Origin of the sequence: Sphingomonas oleivorans, from assembly GCF_003050615.1 — a bacterium.
Classification (GTDB): Bacteria; Pseudomonadota; Alphaproteobacteria; order Sphingomonadales; family Sphingomonadaceae; genus Sphingomonas_H; species Sphingomonas_H oleivorans.
In genome coordinates this window covers 375,003-395,660 of the sequence record NZ_NWBU01000010.1, presented here as the reverse complement: position 1 = coordinate 395,660, position 20,658 = coordinate 375,003, and the positions used below count along the sequence as shown (strand labels likewise).

The window sequence follows — 20,658 nt, the reverse complement described above, 5'->3', positions numbered from 1 at the left end:
CATGCCTCTCCATGTCGTCACCCCCTTCGACCGGGCACAGGATGCCCCGCTGGACGAAGATCTCGACCTTCCGCCCGGCAAAACCTGGCGCCACCACGCCGCTGACACCTGCTACATTCTCGTGAAGGCGGGCGGCTTTCTAGGCTCGACCTATCTGATGACGCTCGGCCTGCCGCTGCTGTTCTTCCTGATGATTTCGGGCGGCAGCATGGATCTCTTGTTCGCGCAAATCGCCAATCTCGCGGACCGCTTTCTGTCCGCCGACCCCGTTCGGCAGTCCAGCTTCGTCGAAGAGCTCAAGTTCGCAGCCGTAGGTCTCGCCACGCTGATCGCGATCTGGCGCATGCCGCGCTTTCTCAACGAGATCGCCGAAGGACTCCGGGAGGAAAAGCTGTGAAGAACATTCTGGCAACATCAAGCATTTCGAGGCGGTTTTCGGGGCTCAACCTAACTGCGATTGCGCTTGCGTTGAGCATGCTCGGTTCAACCCTCTGGGGAGTCTGGGCGACCCAATCACTCCTCGATCTGCGGAAGCGCGAGGTCGTGACGGTGCAACTGAGCCGCATCATGGGCGACTTCATCGAAGCCGAAGCTCGCACCGGGCGGCCGCCGGAAGAAACCAAGCAGCGGGTGCAAGCCTACCTCCAGGCGGTCGAGGCGTCCGTCCAGCGCCTGGCGCACGACGGACGCACGGTCCTGGTCGCCGAAGCCGTGGTTGCCGGCAGCACCCCGGACCTCACCGAAACCGTGCGCATCGATGTCGAGCGCCGGATGGGAGCCATTCCCGATGCGCGCCGCTGATATCCTGTTCCGATCATCCACGTCGCGGCGCCTGGCGCTCTGGGGTGGGCTTGGCACTGCCACGCTGGCGCTCTCGTCGCTCGCTGCCTTTGGCCAAGACCATGCGCTGATGATCAACGCAAGCCCGAGCCTGCCCTATTGGGCCATCTGGCTCGATCGCGGTGCCACTCCTCAGCGCGGCGAGATCATCCTGTTCGATCCGCCGGCCTCGCCCCTGCTCGAAAAGCATTTCGGCAAGGAGCCGAAGCCCTTCGGCAAGCGTGTCAGCGGCGTGCCTGGCGACATCGTAACCCAGAACGACCGCGCCTTCTTCGTCAATGGCAAGCTGGTCGCCAAGGCAAAGCTCAACAGCCGCCTCGGCGAAGCGCTGGCGCTCGGCCCCACCGGCGCAGTGCCCAAGGGCTGCTACTTCGTGACGACCGAGCACAAGGACGGCTTCGACAGCCGTTATGCCGCCATTGGCTGGATCTGCCGCAAGCGCATCCTCGGTGTGGGGAGGCCCATCCTGTGAAGATGCGCACCCTCCCCATCTGCGCAACCGCGCTGGCGCTTATCGTCGCCGCCCAAGCATCGGCCCGTGATTACGGTCAGCAGGGCACGGTCTGGCCGGTGATCGAGCCCGACCTGCTTCAGCAGATTCATGCTCGCCTCCAGCATCTGGAAGCGACCGGCGAGACCGCGCGGCTTAACGAGGAACTGAAGCGACGCACGATCGCGCGGGTCAATCGGCCCGAGCCCGTCGCCGGCATCACATCGGCATCTGCAACGCGCGTCTGGCGCTTCGATCCAACGATCACGGTCGAGCGTGACATTGCCGACGACAAGGGCCGGGTCATCATTACTGCGGGCACGCGGGTTAATCCACTCGATACAGTCCCGCTGCGTCAGTCCCTTGTCTTTCTCGACGGCGATGACCCGGCCCAACTCGCCTGGGCGGCGCAGCGCTATGGGGCCACACGCGCAAAACTCATCCTGGTTCGCGGAGCCCCGCTTGAACTCATGAAGGCCCGCCAGCGCCGCTTCTATTTCGACCAGGGCGGCAACCTCGTGAAGCACTTCGGCATTCGCGCCGTGCCCGCAACGGTCGAACAGCAAGGCCGCGCCCTCGTCATCACCGAGGCACCCATCAAGCCGCAGGAGCGGTCACCATCATGAAACCGAAACGAAGCCTTTTTGCATGGTTTTGCAGCGCATTGTTGCTCGGCAGCGTGAGCATGATGGCCAGCACGCCTGCCCAGGCTTCGGCCGGACCTGGTCGCTGCACGGGCAAGTTCGTCAACCCGATCACCGACATCTGCTGGTCGTGCCTGTTTCCCATCTCGATCGGGGGCCTGAAGATCTGGCCTTCGAGCCGACCGGACACGGGCAACCCTGCCCTCCCGGTCTGCCTTTGCGGTCTCAGACCCGGCATCGCCATGGGATTCTGGGAGCCGGTCCGGCTCGCCGATGTCAGCATGAAGCCGTGGTGCTTCGTCAATCTTGGCGGGATGAAGCTCGATCCGGGTTTCGACATCGGCTTCAAATCGATGGCCGGACCCTCGGCCGTCGGCGGCGCGACCCAGTACAACTCGCAGTGGCACGTCCACTGGTACGCCTATCCGCTGATCTACTGGATGGAGATCGTCGCGGATTTCCTGTGCCTTGAGTCCGGTTCGATCGACATCCTCTACATCACCGAGATCGATCCGCTGTGGCAGGACAGCGAACTCACCGCGATCATCAATCCCGAGGCCGTGCTCTTCGCCAATCCGCTGGCGCTGGCGGCCTGCGCTGCCGATTGCGTTGCGGCCACCGCCAAGCTGCCGACCGACGAACTGTTCTGGTGCGCCGGCTGCCAGGGGACGATGTATCCGCTGAACGGCAATGTCTCGGCCACAATCGGCCACGTTCAGGCCTCGCGCCTGGCACTCGCCCGCTTCTCCTACAAGCTCCACCGCGAACTGGTGTCCTGGGGAACGATGGGCAGCAAGGGGCTTTGCGGCAAGTACCTGATGCCGGTGATGCGCAAGCAGCAATACCGCTTCCAAGCCACCAATCCCAATCCGCAGACCAAGGGTCGCTATGCCTGCGCACCCATTGGCGCTTCCACCACCTTCATGTCGGCAGGTCAGGTCTATCCCGCCATCGGCGAGGACATGGGCTATCTGGTCTGGCGCAAGCGGAACTGTTGCGCGCTATGAAAACTCTTCCCCATCTTGCCGTAATCGCGTGCTTTGCAGGCGCGGCTGCTTTCGCTGGCGCCGCTGCCCAAACCGCTGGCTCCGACCTCGATCTCGAGGCCATCCGTGCGCGGGCGGCCATGCAGGCTGGCGAAGCCGATGCCCTGGCGGCCAGCGCGCGAGCGCGCGCTGAAAAGCTGGCAGACGAGGCCAAGGCGAGCGCGGCAAGCGCCGAGGCTCATGGCAAGCGCTACGTCAGCGAAGCGGCGAAAGCCAAGCGGCCCGGCCGCGACAGCACCTTCGATTTCGACAAGATGCTCGCCGATGCCAGCACCATGACGAGCGAGAACATGGGCCAGGCGCCGCGGTTCATCGCCTTTGCCAGCACCTCGATGCCGCCTGCCGCACTTCGCGCGATGATCGACGATGTCGCCCGCGCTGGCGGCGTGGTGGTGTTTCGCGGGCTGCCGCAAAACAGCGCCAAGGCTCTGACGGCCGCGCTTTCGAAAGTCGCGAAGCCGGGCGAGCAGCTTGACGGCGTAGGGATCGATCCGCGGCTATTTCGCGCTTTCGGGATCGAGGCAGTCCCTGCCTATGTCGTCACCAGCAGCGACTTTGACCTGTGCGACGGCTTCGACTGCGTGGGTCCTCTCCCACCGCACGACCGCATGATCGGCAATGTGACCGCAGGGTACGCGCTGGAGACCTTTGCGCGCGGCGGCGGCCCCGGAGCGCTGCTCGCCGCCCAGCACCTTGTCCGCCTCGAACGAGCGCCTCAGTGAAAAGGTTATGGCCCATGAAACGGCTTCTTCTCGTCCTCGCCTGCCTCACTTTTGCCGGGCCGCTGCATGCCCAGACCACGACCGATGCGGCAAAGGCGGACGGCAAGTCCTTCGGCCGTGACAAGGCCGCAGCGGCCCAGGGTGCAGCAACCACAAATCCCGATGCGAGCCGCATTCCCAATTTCGGCGGCGTGCCGGGACAGTCGGGCTATTTTGACGACCCCGACCGGATGAGCCGGGAGGCCGCCAGCCAGACTTCTACGAGCACCGGGTACAGGACCATGCGGGACTCCATGGACCGGCGCGCCCGCTTCGCGCCGCAGGACCTCGACGCCGCGATCGCACGCAGCAAGGTCATCAGCGAAGACCCGCTCTCCTATACCAGCGGAATGGGCATCGGCGGCACGCAAGGCCGCTGCGTACCACTGCCTCCGGGGTCCGGATCTGCGGGACGCTACATGGCCACCTGCAACACGGGATATACCGCAACGCAGGAAACCAGGACTTGCCCGGTCACGCTGACCGCCAAGGTCGAGCAGCGGCAGGTCTATGGCTACTTCTGTGTCCGGGGACCGGGCGTAGATCCCACGAGCATCTATAATTGCAATCATTACCCAGCACCCCAGTGCAAAGTCACATCTTCCTTCGCGCTGGGTTGCATCCCTTTTGGCGGCTGCTTTCCGGACATTTACATTGATCAGGTCAGTTGCTCACCGGCTGTCGATGGAGCGACACCGACCAGTGTGACCGGCGAGAATGTCGTCACGACGACCCGCGACGAAAGCCAGTGCGCCGGGCTTGCCGCTGACAGCACCTGTCAGCAGGACACCGAGACCTGCACCGACAGCGATCCAGTCACCCGGATCGTCGATGGCGTTGCCGTCACCCAGCCGTGCTGGGCCTGGTCGCGCAGCTACGCCTGCGCGAAGTTCACGCAGGCACAGGATTGCCAGACGCTCGAGACCACGCCGGGCTGCAATCTGGTCCGCGAAGACTGCCTGACCGACGAGCCCTGCCGGACCTGGGAGCGGGTCTATGATTGTCCAGTCCCAGATCAGCCTGCGAACACCAATCAGTTCATCTGCGATGGCGATGTCTACTGCATCGATGGGTCGTGCGAGACGATCCAGCGCGAGGCCAATGACGAGTTCAAGGATGCCGCCGTCGCCTTGAACGCGATGAACCAGGCACGCCGCGAATTCGATCCCGACAATCTCACCCTGTTCAAGGGAACGCGCGAGACCTGCTCATCAAAGGTCTTCGGCGTGCTCAACTGCTGCAAGGGCAAGGGCTTCCCGCTTATTCCGGGAATCCAGTTGCTTGTGGCGCTGGGCTGTAGCCGCGAGGAGATGCTGCTCCATCAGAAGGACGCGCAAGGCCTGTGCGCCTACGTCGGGACCTACTGCTCTTCCTCCTTCCTCGGCGTGTGCCTGACCAAACGAAAGGTCTACTGCTGCTTTGAATCCAAGCTCTCGCGGATCCTGCAGGAGCAAGGCCGCCAGCAACTGAACAAGCCCTGGGGCAAGCCCAAGACCGAGCAGTGCCTCGGCTTCACAATCGACGAGTTTGCCCGGCTCGACCTCTCGAAAATGGATTTCAGCGAGGTCTACGCCGAGTTCACGGATGCCGCCCGCCTGCCTGACGAATTGCAGGCAACCCAAGAAATCCAGCAGAAGATCGAGGATTATTATGCCCGCGCACGCCAGTAAGGCGAGCCGGCGGCTTTTGGCAGCCTGTCTCGCCATCACCGCCTCCAGTTCGTTCATTGCCGCCCCGGCGGGTGCCGAGGAGCCGCCGCTTGTCACGACCGATGACAGGCAGGATAGCTTCTACTGCGCGGAGCGCCGGCTCGGATACTGGTTCTATTGCGCCAGACCGAAACCGCTCGAGCACGACAAGGCAGTTCAGGCCCCGGTCGTGAGCGCGACAAGCCAGCTCGACGCGGTCACGGCCGAGCTTCGCGAACTCAAGGCCAGGGCAATCATGGAGCCGACGCCGGCCAATGTAACGGCCTATATCCGTTTCCAACGCGAGCAACTCGACCGGGCATCGCTCTTCAGCGATGTCTGGCAGCGCGCCATCTGGCAGGATCCGGACCTCGACTATACCTTGCAGAGGCCGGTTTCGACGCTCGGCAAGCGCCAATGGCAGGATGCACGCGGCGCGGAGCGCAATGCTGTCATGGCGCACCTGTCCGAGCGCTACGGGCTGTTCTATTTCTTCGCCCAGAGCTGCGGCGCCTGTGAGGTGATGTCGCCGATCGTGCAAAGCGTCGCCACGACCTGGCATATCACCGTACGCGCGATCTCGACCGATGGGGGCCCCTCACGGCACTTCCCGACCTACACGGTCGAGACCAACCAGCGGAGCCGCATGGGGCTCGAGCCCAAGATCACCCCGGCCGTCGTGCTGTGGGATGCCGCCAAGGGTCAGGCGATTCCGATCGGTTACGGCGTGATGTCCGCCGACGAGCTTCAGGACCGCATCTATCTCCTCACATCGAAGGAAGCCGGACGTGACTACTAGGATGAACCGCGTCATCGCCGCGATCGTCGCGGCCACCCTCCCCCTCGCTAGCGTCTCCGCCGACGTCGGCAGTTCGATGGATTCGTTCCTCAACGATGTCGGCGGCGCGGCGAACGTCAACGGCCCGACCGCGTTCCAGGGGCAGTCGGCGGGCTATTATAGCCTTGGCAACATCTGGACGCGCTTCCCGCAGAAGACGACCAATATCGCGAACCTGCAACTGCCACGCGCCCGCGCCGGCTGCGGCGGCATCGACATCTTTGCGGGCTCCTTCAGCTTCATCAACGCGAGCGAGATCGTCGCCATGCTGAAGGCGGTCGCGAACAACGCCGTCGGCTTTGCCTTCAGCCTGGCGATCGACACGGTCTGCCCCGAGTGCTCGAAGATCATGCAGGAGTTCAGCCAGAAGGCTCAGCTCATGAACAATCTCAATATCAACAGCTGCGAGCTGGCCCAAGGTCTGGTGGGCGGAATCTGGCCCAAGGGCGATCTCGCCGACAAGGCGATCTGCGAGGCGATCGGCAATTCGGAGGGGATTTTCACTGACTATGCGGCCGCCAAGCACGGCTGCGGGACCAAAGGCCAGCGCGCCAGTACCACCGCCCAGGGCGCAGGGAAGTATGACGACGTCAACACGGGCGTCGCGCGCAACTACACCTGGACCATCCTTAAGAAGTCCGCGTTCTTCTCGCCGAACGGCACGTTCGACCAGGAGCTTGCCGAATACGCCATGACGCTCCTCGGCACGATCATCTATGTGCCGCCCAAGGATGACGAGCCGGGCAAGTTCGTGCCGATCGTCGGGGAATCCTCATCCACTCTCGTGACGTCGCTGCTCGATGGCACGAGCGGCAGCAATGTCCTGATCTTTCATTGCGACGAGCCCGACAAGTGCCTTGATCCGGGGTTCAAGTCGCTGAGCCTGCCGGCCTCGAAGGCCCTGCGGCCGCGTGTCTCCGCGCTCATCGCCGGCATGGTCCAGGCGATCCGCGACGATACGGCAATCACCGAGGCGCAGAAGGAACTGCTGCAGGTCTCGTCGGCGCCGCTCTACAAGATCCTGACGGTGCAGGCGGCCTATGGCCGCGGCATGCCGACTGATGATCGTGAGACCTTGGCCGAAATCGCAAGCGTCGATCTGCTGTTTGCCGTTCTCGACCGCATCGTCGGGGAGGCCGGCCGCTCGATGTCGGGCTTCATCGGCGCGGACGAGGCGAAGATCGCCATGTGGCAGGGTCAGGTCAACGTGGTGCGCCAGGCGCTCGCCGACCGGCAGGCGAACACGCACCTCAAGGTCAACGCGATCATGCAGATCATCGAGAAGACGGCGTTCATCGAGAACGTCCTCGCAGCCTCCCTGTCTCCGGGCATGGCCGCCTCGCTCGACTGGTCGCGCGGCGTCCAGAACCGCGCCCTCACCCACTGATTCCCCAGAGCGCATACCCAAGCGGGACACGAGACATGGTTGAAATCTTCACGGTCGGCGGCGGCGATTATCTGGTGAACGTGTTTCAGGCGGTCGCGGCCTGGACCGGCAATGGCGGTTACAAGAGCCTGCTTCAGGTCGTCATGGTAATGGGCCTCGGCCTGTCCGCCCTCACGCTCGCCTTCAATCAGGACTGGCGCGCCTGGATCAACTGGTTCCTGGGCGCGACCCTGATTTACTCCTGCCTGATGGTGCCGCGTCTCGACGTCCATGTGACCGACCGGCTCAACCCCGGTCTTGCTCCGGCCAATGTCAGCAATGTGCCCTTGGGTCTCGCGCTCATGGCGAGCTTCACCAGCCAGGTGGGCGATTATCTCACCGGCTCGGCCGAGGTCGTGTTCGGCCTACCCGGCGATCTCAATTACTCCAAGAACGGCATGATCTATGGCGCCAGGCTCTATGACGCCACGCGTTCGCTACGCATCTCCGATCCCGAATTTGCCGCCAACCTCGACGAGCATTTCCGGCAATGCGTCTTCTACGACGTGCTGCTCGGCCGCTATTCGATGAAGCAGCTCGCCGAATCCAACGACATTTGGGCAACGATCGCACCGGGCAGTCAGGCCCGGGCACAGCGCTTCCTGACCCGCGATGCGACCTCGGGCCAGGTAACCTCGAGCATCGTGACCTGCCGGGAAGCCTATGATGCGCTGAACAATCAGTGGGCGGGCCTTGTCGACGACATAGGCACCGTTTTCGGCCGCCAGCTCTATCCCAACCAGACAGCTGCGCTCGCCAAGGCCAAACTGTTCGCAGACCTGCCCGTGGCCTACCAGTATCTGAGCGGCGTCTCGGCCAATGCGACCGAAATTTTCAAGCAGACGCTGACGATCAACGCGATGAGCCAGGCGATGCATTCGATGGCCGGCGGCAGCGGGGCGTCGAGTGTCGACGTCTATTCCCAGACGCGCGCCGACATCCAGACCGAGCGCACCTATAACTCGATCGCCAGCAACGCGATGAAGTGGGTGCCGCTCCTGAACATCGTCCTGACGGTTCTGTTCTACGCCCTCTTTCCGGTCCTCTTTCCGCTGTTCCTGCTGCCCAAGAGCGGCCCGGTCGCCCTGAAGGGTTATATCACCGGCTTCTTCTATCTCGCCGCCTGGGGGCCGCTCTTCGTGATCCTGCACATGATGCTGATGTACAAGGGCGCCACCGACATGACCGCGGTCGCCGGATCCAATGGCCTCAGTCTTGCGAGCTTCACCGGCATGGCCGACGTCAACAGCGATATCGGGCTTCTGGCAGGTTACCTCATAGCCTCGGTGCCCTTTCTCGCCGGCGGGGTCGCCAAGGGCGCGATGGCTATTTCGCACCACGCGACCAGCTATCTCAATCCGAGCCAGAATGCCGCCGAAGAGGCCGCGCGCGAGGCAAGCACCGGCAACGTCGCGCTCGGGAATACGAGCTTCGAGAACTCGACCGTACTGACCCGGCAATTCGCGCAGGGGATGATCGCGCCGAGCTTTACCTATGGCGCCGCTCAGACCCGAACCTTCAGCGAGACAGGCTCGATGACCACGAGCTTTCCCGAAGGCAGCTACGACCAAATCCCGAACTCGAGCTACCCCTTCACGCCGAGCTTGGGCCAGGAGTTCACCGCGCGCCTGTCAACAATGGCATCGCAGGCTCGTTCGAACAGCGAGAGCTATGCGAATGTCGCGACGGAATCGACCGCCAGCGCTGTGACAAGGTTCCGGGAATTGAGAGATCAGTTCAGCCGCGGCTCGGCTTTCGAAAGCGCAACCGGCACGTCCAACTCCGACAGCATCCAGACCGCCTTCAGCGAGGTCGATCAGGCCTCCACCAATCTGCAACGGCAGTTCGGTCTCTCGCGCAGGGCAGCGGACGACATCACCGTAGCTTGGTTCTTGAACGGGGAAGCTGGCGCGAGCGCTGGCGTGACGAACGGAGTCGCTTCCGCCAACATCGGCGCCAAGGGCGGGAGAAACCAGGCGTGGACCGACAGCGACATTGGCATTGCGTCGGAGGACCGCTCGCGGATCTTCGGCAGCTTGGCCCAGATGTCCGACAGCAGGAATTGGTCGAGTACCCGCGACGGTTTCGTTCGATCAGTCAGCACCTCTAGCAGCTCCTCAATTTCAAGCTCGGCAAGCGGCATGAACGCGTCCCTCACCGAAGCGCAAAGCTACAGCCGCGAGGCAAGGCGCGCCGAGGAACTTGCTAACCGCCTCGAAAGCCAAGCATCGTTCTTCAAGGGCAACAGCGCGGCGGGAAGCCTCAATCTGTCCCAAGCCTACCGTGAATGGGGATTGGCCGAGATCGAACGCAACCGAGACTTCTACGGCAATGTTCGGTTCGACGACGTGACCTTCCAGCTCAGCCCTGAAGGCCAAGCGTTGCAGGCCAAGTTCATTGAAGGTTATGCCGAGCAGCTTCGCGACGGGATCGAAGATCGCCTGGTCCTGGCCCCCGGACAGCCCGTGTCCCGTCCGGCTATCTCTGGCGCCGGATCAGTACGCGGGCGCGCGCAGACTGGCGGAGGGGGCTCTGGCACAGTGCCACAGGTGGACGCCGGCAATATCCATGATGAGGTTCAGAGGGCTCAGGCTGCCGGTCGCCAGAAGATCAGCGGATCACGAGGACGTCTGGATGCCGTCACAAAGGGAGCACAGGGCGCAAGTGCTGAGGCCGCCGATGATGTCAAAGAGTGGTGAAGCGTCAGCCCTTCAAGGCATCCCAATAGAGCACAAAGCCAGCGAAGATCGCGAGCAAAAGGAGGACTACAACCGTCAGGGCTCGCGACCACGGATCGGCCCATGACTTCTTGATCCGATATTCCATCAGGCGATTGTCACGGATCGCCTGATCGATTTCAGACAGCCCTTCCCACTTCTGGGACCGATGTTGCTCGGCAGTTTCGAAGTCAAACTTGGTCATGATCGCATTCATCTCGATTCTCCTCGGAACATAGCAGAAACAAGGGCTCAAGCCAGAAAAACATGGCCCACGAGACAACGCGCAGCCTCTCCTCAGAAATCGGAGATGGCTGTCATGTGCCGGCGTCCTGATCCGGTAGGAGCATGATCTCACTACGGATGCCGGGGCGGGTCATCATGTCGGCGACAGCCGGCAAGCTTTCCGACATCGCCGAGAGAAGATCCGCCTCCAGAGCCTTCAGTTGCTCGCCGTTCACGGAAGGCGGCTTGGGATTGTCCGCTCGTCCCAACGCGTTGAGCATTTGCAGAACTTCCCAATCTCGCAGGACATGGGTCTGGCCTTCCTGATCGCGCCATGCCCCCAACACAATCCTGGTGACCGAATGGTCCTGGCCGGTGATTTGGTCCTCGACCGACGCAATGAGTAAGGGAGCAGATAAGCGTAGGCAGGTCGCCAAAGTGCTTTGCAGGCTCGCTCCCTCCTTCAAAGCACGATCGAAAAGCGTGTGCCCCACCCCCACAAGACGCGTTGGCCCTTCGCGGTTGCCCAAGCGGGCGTTGCGATCGAACAGCAACCCCTTGTACCGATCGTGCATGGCGTAATCTTCAACGACCCATTTCTCAGGTGTCAGAACATCGAGCCCGTCGTCCCTCCGGAACACGCGCCGGCCATGGGATTCCATCATCATCGCGAAGAAGCGCTCGAGGTCGGGAAGATCGACTTGCGGCAGGTTTCGTCCGACTTGGGCAAAATCGAAGCGCGTCACATTCCCGAGCATCGTTTTGACCTTATCGACCAGATCTTCTCCGCCGATGGTGGCGGATTCCCGGTCAAACCACTGGCCGAGGCTTTCGCGCGATTGCGTCTGCCCAGCCGCAAAAATCTTCTCAAATGCGCTCGGTCCGGTCATGCCGATGACGAGCTGACTGATGTCTTCTCGCTCGTCCATGGCTTCATCGAGCGCGCGCTGAATTCGTTCCAGCTTGGCATTGAGCAGATCCCATATTCTCGCTTCGACCGTATCCGGATTGCGCAGAATGAACACCTGAACAGGCCTGGTCTGACCATAGCGAGACAGCCGACCAACGCGTTGATGCAGGCGCATTGGATTCCACGGCATGTCGACATGGACGAGAGTCGCACAACGCTCTTGAAGATCGATACCTTCGCCGGCCGCTTCGGTTGAGACAAGAAAGCGGATGGTGCCTTGGTTGAACGCTTCTGCGGCCGTGTCGCGCGACCAGCTCTTTGGCCCTCGCGACCCGTCTGCCTTGTTGATCTCCTCCAAGCGCTCATCACCGTTGATGAATGCACAGCAGCCGTAACCAAAACGGGCGTGCAGGGCATCTACGACTAAAGCCTGGGTGGCCTTGTATTCAGTGAAGAGGAGTACGGGCTCGCCGGCAGGCAATTCGCGGTCGATCAGATCAACCAGACGTTCGATTTTGCGCTCCTGCGCGATCGGTTCCGCCAATTCGAGTAACTCGTCCAGCCTCGCGATCTCGCCCTCCATCAGTTCGGCAAGCATTTTGCTCCATGCTTCTTCGTCGGCTCGGGCGCGATCATCCAATGTCTCGTCTTCGTCTCCCTCCGTTATGGTCGGAGACGGGGCGCGTGCCTGCGCGGCAACGTCCGCCAGCTTCGCCCGGCGCTTCGTCAGAGCACTGCGAATTGCCGCGATAGAACTGGCAGCCAGCTTTTGCAGCGCAATGAGCAAGAGCATCCGCGCTGACTGTGCCCGGCCATCGAGGGTCGACGCATAAGCTCGCCCATCAATGATGAAAGCACTCAGTGTTTCATAAAAGGCGCGTTCCTCCGGACTGAAAGCGTATTCTCGCGTTTCCACCGTGACCGGAGTGAAGAGGCGATTGCCTTTGAGGTCCGTAACCGTCGCCTTGTTATTGCGGATCATGACTTCGGGAAGCTTTGCCAACTGCTCGTCGATGTCATGGTCGGGTCCGAACTGACCCGGATCGAGCAGGCTGAGCAGGGAAAGAAAGCCATAGTCCTTTCCGCGGTGCGGCGTGCCGGTGAAGAGCAGAAGCGAGCGGATCTTCTGCCGTTCCTCGAGCGCGCGCAGGAGCTGGAAGGAAAGGGTTTCTCCCATCCGTTCATCGGCGTGAAGATGATGCGCCTCATCGACCACTACCGCATCCCAAGGGTCAGCGGAAAGGAAGCGGCTGCCTTCCGATCGGCCATCGGCAACTTCACGCCGCAGGGTGTGGACAGATGCGACCACCATGTTCGCCGTATCCCAGAAATCCACCGCCGGCGTATCAACCGAGCGGTCATAGACCTGGAGGCGGATATCGAACATCTGACGCAGCCGCTTCTGCCATTGGGGCACCAGTTTCGCAGGCGCCAACACCAGTAGACGGCGGATCTGCGCCCGTGCCACCAAAGGCATGAGCACAAGGCCCGCCTCTATGGTCTTTCCCAGCCCCACATCGTCGGCCACCAGCCAACGGAAGGGGAACGTACGGTTGACCTTGTGACAGACCCAGAGTTGATGCGGGAGCAGCTGGACGCGTGATCTTGAAAAGACGCCCCACTGATCGTTCACCGACCGGATCGCCATGGCGCTAGCGCGCATCAAAGTTTCTGAACTTTCATCGAACGTGCCGGTCGAAAGTGCCTGATCGAGCGACCGAGCAAGCGTGAGTTCGGTGCGCAGGACCTGCTGGATCGTTGCGCCGAAACGAGCAACGACGAATTCACCCGCATCTGCAATCACATGACCGACGCCGTGGCGTGGGTGATTGACCCTTGTGTCGGCGGCCAGTGCTTCAGGCATCGTCATCTTCGGCATCGTCCCAATTGCTGTCTGGCCATTCTTCAACGTCTGCATCGTTAAGGATCGACACGAGGTCATCGCGGTGTTTGGCAAGTGTGATCACGTGCAATGGCAAGTCACCATCGCCATCAAAATGAGCGGCATCACCAATAAAACGCTCGACTGCTCCATGCAGGGCGCGTCCCTCGTCAATGCCACGCTCGAACTGGCCCATGCCGAGCGTGTAGGCGAGACGGCGGACGCGTTCGGCCGCACTCCAGCCATAAGGCATGATCTGCTCGGATTGAGCCTGCGAATAGATGCCCTTGCGACCCAATTCGCGCACAAGCCAGTTTGCGCCAATGCCAAGCGATCTTGCCAGAGGCGCTGCTTCAATACCCATGCGAGCGGCAACGTGGGAGAATGCCGGCCGCAAGTGCCCGCGCAGGCTGATATCCCCCTCTTGGGCAACCACCGCCGGTAATTTCATGAATAGCCTTTGGTAGCTCTCAAGATGCCGCGCGACCATGCACAGGTCCGGAAGGCATCGGCGCCACAGCAGGTAGCTCTCATCCGCATCCGGATCGCTCCAGGCTCGCAGGCGCTCGACGAAAGGCTTCAGTTCCTCGTCGCACGGATCGATTGTCGCGAGTTCGTGCCACCAGCCATCCTGGATCGCCTTGGCGACAAACTGCCGGGACTGAGCCGGTTTAATCCTCCCCAGCGTCTGAAACGTTGCGAGCGAGAGCATGGTAAACCAAGCGGGCTTATCCCCGTCAGCCAGGGATGTGGAGGAAAAGTCTTCAGGATACACGGCTCGATCATAGGCATCGCGCAGATCGCCGTGATTGTCGTGCCACCATTGCGCGATCCCGGAGAGCGCCTGCTCAGCATCGGGTTGCCAAGAGCTGGTCGGATCGGTCGGTATTGAAGCGAAGCTGAAGGAATAGCCAAGCTTGGCGAGCAATCGGTTTTTTTCATCCTGCTGCAGTCCGGCGAGCAGAGGGGAGTTCGCCAGTTCGTCCACCGCGGGGAGCCACTTTGCCGCGCTCGCCAATTGAGCAACAGTCCGATCATCCGCGCCGACCAAATAGCGGATGAAGGCTTGCTGGCGCGCAGCGCTGTCACCGGCACTCTCAGCCCATTTCTCCCAGACATTCGGCGTATGGCCTGCCTGCTCACGTGCGAAGGCGGCGAGGTCAAAGGCAGCGCCTGCGTAGTTCGAAGCCAGGCGCCCCGAAGGAGGCGCGAAGGCCGCCCTCTCTTGTTCATCGCTATTGCCCTGCGGAAATGCCAACAACCGGATGGACTGCCAACTTCCATCTTCGGCAAGCCAGTGCCGCTCGCGCAGGAACTTGCGGAATTCCGATTCTTCCTCGCCGGTCATGGCGAGCGACACGGCTTCCGCGCAAAGGCAGGCAAGACTTTCCGCTAGCGCGCAGTCTATGCCCTCGGCTCCAGCTAGCGCTTCGGCCAATGTGACGGCATCCAAGCGTTGCCCCGAAGGTAGCCCGACAGATCTCAGCAGCTGCCCCGTTTCCTCGGTGACGACTGCCTTCTTGAATTCCTCTTGGGCGAGCAAATCCGAGATCGCGACTTGAGCATCGCGATCGGCCAGCGCTCCCGACAAGCGCCATTTGACATCAGCCGCGCGCGTCGCACCACCAAATGCCAAATGCACTAAGGGACGTTCCGCCCATAGCCGTGCAAGGCCTTGACCTGACTTGTGCAGTGACTGTTCGGATCCCTGGCTTGCCAAGTCTTGCGCAAAAAGCTGGACGAGCTTACGCCAGAAATCGTCGCGCCCTTCCGGATCCAAGCCTGTAGCGCGCGCGAAGCTTGCCCAGTCGGCAAGGCAAAAGTCATAAAAGGCCATGAGCCGCGGCCCAAGGGCAAGTCCAAGCCGGGCAAAGCGGCTATCCTTCTCGTCGGCCGTACCGGACAATTGGGTACGACCGGGATCGACCGGAAAGCGGCCTTCCAACAGCCAGACTCCCCGGCGACGTTCGCCGACAAGCGGAACAAGATGCCAGAACTGCGGCACATCGCTCGGGAAGGCATGTGGCCCATTGCACCCAAAGGGCAGAAAGAGCCGGAAATCGTTCCCCAAATCGAAGCGCAATACGCGGCGAGTGCCATCGATTGCCAGCCAGCTTACGCCATCAACCAGCCGATGCTCCTCGTGTCGGAACACCTTCTCGTCCTCTGGGCGTGCCACTTCGATGGACGCATCCTGACCGAGCGCGGCCAAGAACGGAGCTGCCTCCCGAAACGCTTCCCATGCCTCGAGCGCCTCGCCTGCTCGACCAGGTATCACCGGAATTTCAATGAGGGTCGCTTTGCGCCCCCTGTCATGGAATGGGGCGATCGTCCTGCTCCCCCCTTCCCAGTCGGCAGGGATCATACCGCCCAGGATACGGATGGCTATGCCACCGCTGGCAAGCCGAACTTCGTCGGCGAGCATGTGCACGGTCTTGAAGCCAAGGCCGAAGCGACCGGTTACCGTATCTCCATCCTTGGCCGAGTGATTGATGGCGAGCATATTCGAAAGGTCGCGGCGATGCCCTTCTTCTTCGGCCTTGATGGGGTCACTCCCGGGCTGATTGACTGGTCGCCCCCAATGGATCACCCGCAAACACGTAATCATTTGATCGCCATCGGCGATGGCTTCTACGCGAAAGCGTCCGTTACCGTGCCACTGTGCCTGGGCATCGACAGCATTCTGGTACAGTTCGAACAGCACGCGATGTGGGGCATAGCCCATCTCGTCGATCTTCTGGCGGGTGGCTTCGAGGAGTTCCCTCGCTCCCTCGTCCGACTGCGCGGCGGCCCAAAGTGCGCTGCGCGCCTTGTCGCGGCCGCGAGGCGCATCGCGATGGTAGTCATTCACTGCGGCGCGCATCACAGGTCCGGTCTTGATGCCGGCCAGGCGATCGTGGAGGACCTCCTGCAATTCCGCGCAAGTGTCTTCAAGTGTGCGCTGATCGCTGGCAAAATAGCTGGCCAAAAGCTCGGACAGTGCCGCCTTGTGACGCTCGAAGCCGAGCATCAGCGCAATGGCCAGTTTTCTGACAAACTGATCCAATAACTGCCGTGCCTCGGCCTCATCGGATGGTGAAACCGGTCCGATCACAAGATCATAGACGTGCCGATAGCCCGCCTGGTCGCGCTCAATTCCTCGCGGAATACAATCCAGCAGCAGCGCGTCGTCTTTGCCCGACAGGGGCACAGTGCAATCCGAGCCAGCCACTGACGGCACGGTGACCTGCCCGTTGTCCGGCAACTCCACTGCGAAGCGCAGTTCGGCAAGACGCTCCCTATTGGCATGGGCCATGCCGCGTTGTTCGTCGGCCAACCTGTCGAGATCATCGCAAATGCGGTGGAACGAGCGTTGGCCTTCCCACTTGACGGCGAGGGACTGGATTTGCTCATCCCGGCCCAGCATGGCCAGAGCCAGCAGAATGCCATCATGCACATCGTACTGGCTGAGCGGCGAGAAGGCGCGTTCGATACCCTCAAGCCAGTCTGCCGCAGCAGGTTTCGTCATCGGGAGGAACGACGGCGCCTGCTCCTCAAGCTGATCGAGTTTATCCGCGTATTCACGCGCAAGCAGCGCCGAAGGCTCAATTCCCGCTGTGCTAAGCGCGACGCTGTCTGCCCTCCCGAAACCACCTGCTTCGGTCGAAACAAGCAGATCTGCAGGAAGATAGCTGGACCTATTGGTCAAAACAGCCAGGTTTCGGCCGAATGCTGCGCGGTAAAGTCGCCGTGCCGCTTCAGCATTTGTGCCGAGCCCGTTCAGACCAGCCATTGCATTCATTTGCGCAACGATGCCCGCCAGAGGGGGGGCATTGAGAACTTCGGCCATTCCTGCAACGACCGCATCCGCCATGCCGTCGCGCAAGGCCGCTGAGATCAAAGGCCACGATTCCGCATCGAGCTCGGCATTCGAGCTCGCCAACCTCGCCAATTCGTCAAGATGCTCGACGACATCGAGGCACAAACCGGTTGCACCGTGGTCAGCGGCAAGGCGTGCGGCCAAGAGAAATGACTTGGATCGATCGGGTTGCAGGCGCCCTAAGTGCCGTTGCACATCTTCCTCGCGCAGGCAGCCAGGCAGTGTGCTGGCAAACAGAAGTCCGCCTTGGGTGAGGATCAGATCCTCGAGCGCTTGTTCCGCGTCCAGGGGTAGGTCGAGAACATTGGTTGGTGTCCAAGCCTTCCCACCCGCCGCGATCCAGGCGGTCTGACGAAGCGCATCGATCAGGTCATCGGGCAGATGCTCGATTGCGCCCAATGCTGTAGCAATTTCCGAGGTGAAGCGTTCGGGGTTTGGCGCCGCCAATGCCGTGCGGACCGCCGCTTCAGGCCCCCAACGCGCGATAAGCCTGTTCTGGACCGCCGCTGCTGGCGAATCTCCCCATAGCTCGACCAAACGGGTAAAAGGTAAGAGTGCGGGCGCGATATCCGAAGCGCGACCGCGGAACAGGTCAGTGGCTGGAAGCAGACTTTCGTGCCCAATGGATCGGTGCAACGGCAGCGTTTTCAGAACATCGTCATCGATTCCCGATTTGAGCAATGCCATGGCCTTGGAATCGTCCATCGACCGCATGGCGCCGGCACTCTGTGCATCCTGAAGCCAGCCGCCCAATTCGGTGAGATCGATCCGACGCAGCCCGATGCGGTCGCGCAGCGCCTTTTTCAGTTCTGCCGTCGTAGCGGAGGCAACGAGGCGATCTTCCCTGTCCTGCAACAGCTCTTGGACCAAATCGTCGAGTATCCCGCCGAGCTCATCCAGTTCGATTAGACTGACATGCGAAGGTAGAACCGGATCGCGCGCAACAAGTCGGCGCAATTCATCGCGAGGGGCATCGGCACCGAGCAGCTCCGCGAGCTCTCCACACTTGCCAGGATCCCCAAAACTTTCAGCCTGCCTCAAGACCGCCAAGAGGCATTCCGTCTTCTTCGCCGAAGCCAGATCCCCAAGACCGCCATCCTTCAAGCGGACTTGGTAGACTTCGGGTGCCGCGACCGCACTAGCGAGCACGAGGAGCTCCCGATTCGGTGCCGCATCGAACAGCAAGCCTCTGCGCTTCAAACCCGCGATGGCGCCCAGAGATAACCGAACGTCCGCTTCGTCTTGCATCAACCGCGCGGGGATAACCTGCAATTCGCTACCCCGGCGATCCGCAGCCAGTGTCTCGAGAGAGGGGCCGTTACGCAACAAATGCGATATCAGGGCCGAAGCTTCCTGCGCTACAGCCCCTCGAGCTGAAAGGAAGGGCTCCGCAGCCGCCAATAATTCTATCGTCTCGCTTAGCCCCAACTGCCGAGACATCGCCCCGCCCTGCTCAGCCCAAGCTGCCTTGACCGGAATGCTAGTTCCCGCTGCCGCCAGCGCTCGAAGAAGTTCCCGATTTTCTACGCTGGGAGGAAGGACAAGGATACGATCCTGCGGCAGGCGGCGAACCAGCGGTTTAAGCTTCTCGGCACTGGCGAGACTTTGGTCGACCAAGGCGATGGCGCTGCGGCAGGTTTCGGCCAACGCCGCCCGTGCTGCTTCGCCGGGCTGCGCCGCTTCGAGGACCGCCGCCAGAGTTTCGGCCACTTGCCCTTTCTGGAAAGCAGCGGGGCCGGCGAGGCGCACCAAGTTAGCGAGCTGCGCATCGGGCCAGCGCGGATCGGCATCAGCCAACACTGTGCCGAAAGCCAGGACGATCCCGTTCTCGCGGCACCAGTCTTCAAGTCCGGGAAAGGCGGCTTTGAGGCGGGCCAGCGACGTCGCATCACCCCGCATTACCGGACGCAGCGAGGCGCCAGAGCAGACCTGCCAGCTTTCCGCCCGATCACCCGGCCAGCTCCGGGCAAGCGCCTTGCCCTGGCAAGCCTCAGCGCGGTGATCATTCCACCATGGAGTGCGCTGCAAAGCACGGATCAGCGCATGACGCTCTGCGTCGCCAGGTAATTCGGGCAAGGCATCCGCCATTGCATCGAGCAGCAGCGGTAGCGCCGCCTCGCGGCGTAGCGCCTGGTTCCAGCGGGTCTCGATATGATCGTCGTCGCGCAGTTTGCGCCGGTCGCTGGACACGAAGAAATAGCCGTGCACCAGCAGATCGATATTGTCGGAACCGCGTTCGAGCGGCTCGGCGAACAGAGGTGCGCCCAACGGCAAGTACACCGCGTTACGCAACCGCAACTGGCCCGTCCCCTCACGGGCGACCGAACGGCACAGGATCACTGCCCCGTGCGGATTGGCCTTGGGAGGAATGAGCTTCCCGTGGATGTCGAACACTTTGTCCCATCCATCCACCTTCAGCAGCTGCGCGGCTTGCCCATCAGGTTTCCATTGCTGGCGGCCGCTGAAGGTCAGTTCGAAACCTGCGCCAACAACTTGGCCGCCGATATTCGGCGCGACGCTCTCCACACCCGGGCCAGATAGGCGCCGTGCGCCGTTACGCATCGAAATTCTGCGCCCCTCGCCTGCGATCGGGATGATCTCCACGCTTTCCAGATTGCGCAGGCAGCACAAGGTTGCGGCCAGTTCCTCACCATCGAGGATATCGGCGATGGCGCTGTCGGGTTGCCAGTTCATGTCCGACAGGCACAAGGCCGGCCCGGGACGCAGATCCGCTGTGCGCAGCGGCAGGAACAGCGCCATGCCCTGCTTCATCCCAAGCGCCGATGCCTTATCGAGCAGCATCTTCCCTTCGGCGTGGGAAAGTTGCGGCCAGTCGCGATGCGCGGCATCAGCTTCGGCCACCTGATCCCATGGGTTCATAATCAGCGTTTGTGTTCGGCCGTCGCGGTCTTCCACCCGGCCAAGCGCGATGAAGGCGTCGCACAGGTGATAGACTGATTTCTGACCCAGACCGAAACGCCCCACCGCCGAGCGTTCATCCGCCTTGCTGCCGCCGCTGGCGCGTGTAATCGCGTCCATATGCCGGGCGAACACCTTGCCGTCATTGGCGACGATCAGCCCAGGTGCTCGTAGCAAAGGATTGACGGCATCATCAAACCCGGCGTGACCGGCAACAACCATGCGGCTTGCCCCGGCATCTTCGGCGTTCTGAAGCAGCTCCTTGAAAATGGTGAAGCCCGAGGCATAGCCCTCGCGCAGGATCTGCTGGAGACGCAGAATATCCGTCTCAGCTGAATGGACAAGGCCGCTAGACCTTATGTCCATACTACCCCGCTCTGCAGCAAAAGCGTCAGCGTCGGCCACGTTCCCCC

General features: G+C 61.9%; 13 protein-coding genes. 10 read left to right on the top strand and 3 right to left on the bottom strand.

Annotated features, from left to right (window positions below):
- Nucleotide 1: 1 nt before the first annotated feature.
- From CLG96_RS13115 to CLG96_RS13070, 10 genes are read left to right on the top strand one after another with little or no spacing between them, the layout of a single operon-like run.
- Nucleotides 2-397, top strand: coding sequence for a hypothetical protein (locus CLG96_RS13115; RefSeq protein ID WP_107968413.1), 396 nt, complete (start codon nt 2-4; stop codon nt 395-397).
- Nucleotides 394-801: a type-F conjugative transfer system protein TrbI gene (locus CLG96_RS13110; protein WP_107968412.1), complete on the top strand. Its 408-nt coding sequence runs from the start codon at nt 394-396 to the stop codon at nt 799-801. The genes CLG96_RS13115 and CLG96_RS13110 overlap by 4 nt, the downstream gene beginning before the upstream one ends.
- Nucleotides 788-1,312 carry a S26 family signal peptidase gene (locus tag CLG96_RS13105; RefSeq protein WP_107968411.1) on the top strand — a complete coding sequence of 175 codons (525 nt, stop codon included), beginning with the start codon at nt 788-790 and terminating at the stop codon, nt 1,310-1,312. Before CLG96_RS13110 ends, CLG96_RS13105 begins: the two co-directional genes overlap by 14 nt.
- A gap of 2 nt (nt 1,313-1,314) precedes the next feature.
- Nucleotides 1,315-1,956, top strand: coding sequence for a type-F conjugative transfer system protein TraW (gene traW / locus CLG96_RS13100; RefSeq protein WP_107968410.1), 642 nt, complete (start codon nt 1,315-1,317; stop codon nt 1,954-1,956).
- Nucleotides 1,957-2,015: 59 nt separating this feature from the next.
- Entirely contained in the window at nt 2,016-2,981 is a 966-nt protein-coding gene (gene traU / locus CLG96_RS13095; RefSeq protein WP_423828206.1) for a conjugal transfer pilus assembly protein TraU, read from the top strand.
- Complete coding sequence (trbC, locus tag CLG96_RS13090) at nt 2,978-3,742, top strand: type-F conjugative transfer system pilin assembly protein TrbC (RefSeq protein WP_107968408.1); 765 nt, start codon at nt 2,978-2,980, stop codon at nt 3,740-3,742. Before traU ends, trbC begins: the two co-directional genes overlap by 4 nt.
- A gap of 14 nt (nt 3,743-3,756) precedes the next feature.
- The gene (locus CLG96_RS13085) at nt 3,757-5,451 is read left to right on the top strand and encodes a conjugal transfer protein TraN (protein ID WP_107968407.1); all 1,695 of its coding nucleotides are present in this window, start codon (nt 3,757-3,759) and stop codon (nt 5,449-5,451) included.
- The gene (locus CLG96_RS13080; protein ID WP_107968406.1) at nt 5,432-6,268 is read left to right on the top strand and encodes a conjugal transfer protein TraF; all 837 of its coding nucleotides are present in this window, start codon (nt 5,432-5,434) and stop codon (nt 6,266-6,268) included. The genes CLG96_RS13085 and CLG96_RS13080 overlap by 20 nt, the downstream gene beginning before the upstream one ends.
- Nucleotide 6,269: 1 nt before the next feature.
- Nucleotides 6,270-7,694 carry a conjugal transfer protein TraH gene (locus CLG96_RS13075; RefSeq protein ID WP_107968405.1) on the top strand — a complete coding sequence of 475 codons (1,425 nt, stop codon included), beginning with the start codon at nt 6,270-6,272 and terminating at the stop codon, nt 7,692-7,694.
- 35 nt (nt 7,695-7,729) lie between these two features.
- The gene (locus CLG96_RS13070) at nt 7,730-10,432 is read left to right on the top strand and encodes a conjugal transfer protein TraG N-terminal domain-containing protein (RefSeq protein WP_107968404.1); all 2,703 of its coding nucleotides are present in this window, start codon (nt 7,730-7,732) and stop codon (nt 10,430-10,432) included.
- Nucleotides 10,433-10,436: 4 nt separating this feature from the next.
- On the opposite strand, the gene CLG96_RS13065 is transcribed toward CLG96_RS13070, so the two are convergent.
- The 3 genes from CLG96_RS13065 to CLG96_RS13055 all read right to left on the bottom strand — a co-directional run bounded on the left by CLG96_RS13065 (nt 10,437) and on the right by CLG96_RS13055 (nt 20,650).
- On the bottom strand, nt 10,437-10,667 hold the full coding sequence (locus CLG96_RS13065) for a hypothetical protein (RefSeq protein WP_107968403.1): 231 nt from the start codon (nt 10,665-10,667) through the stop codon (nt 10,437-10,439).
- A gap of 100 nt (nt 10,668-10,767) precedes the next feature.
- Entirely contained in the window at nt 10,768-13,503 is a 2,736-nt protein-coding gene (locus tag CLG96_RS13060) for a DEAD/DEAH box helicase (protein WP_165799644.1), read from the bottom strand.
- Nucleotides 13,442-20,650, bottom strand: a complete 7,209-nt coding sequence (locus CLG96_RS13055) for a sacsin N-terminal ATP-binding-like domain-containing protein (RefSeq protein ID WP_133175400.1) — start codon at nt 20,648-20,650, stop codon at nt 13,442-13,444. Before CLG96_RS13055 ends, CLG96_RS13060 begins: the two co-directional genes overlap by 62 nt.
- Nucleotides 20,651-20,658: the final 8 nt, after the last annotated feature.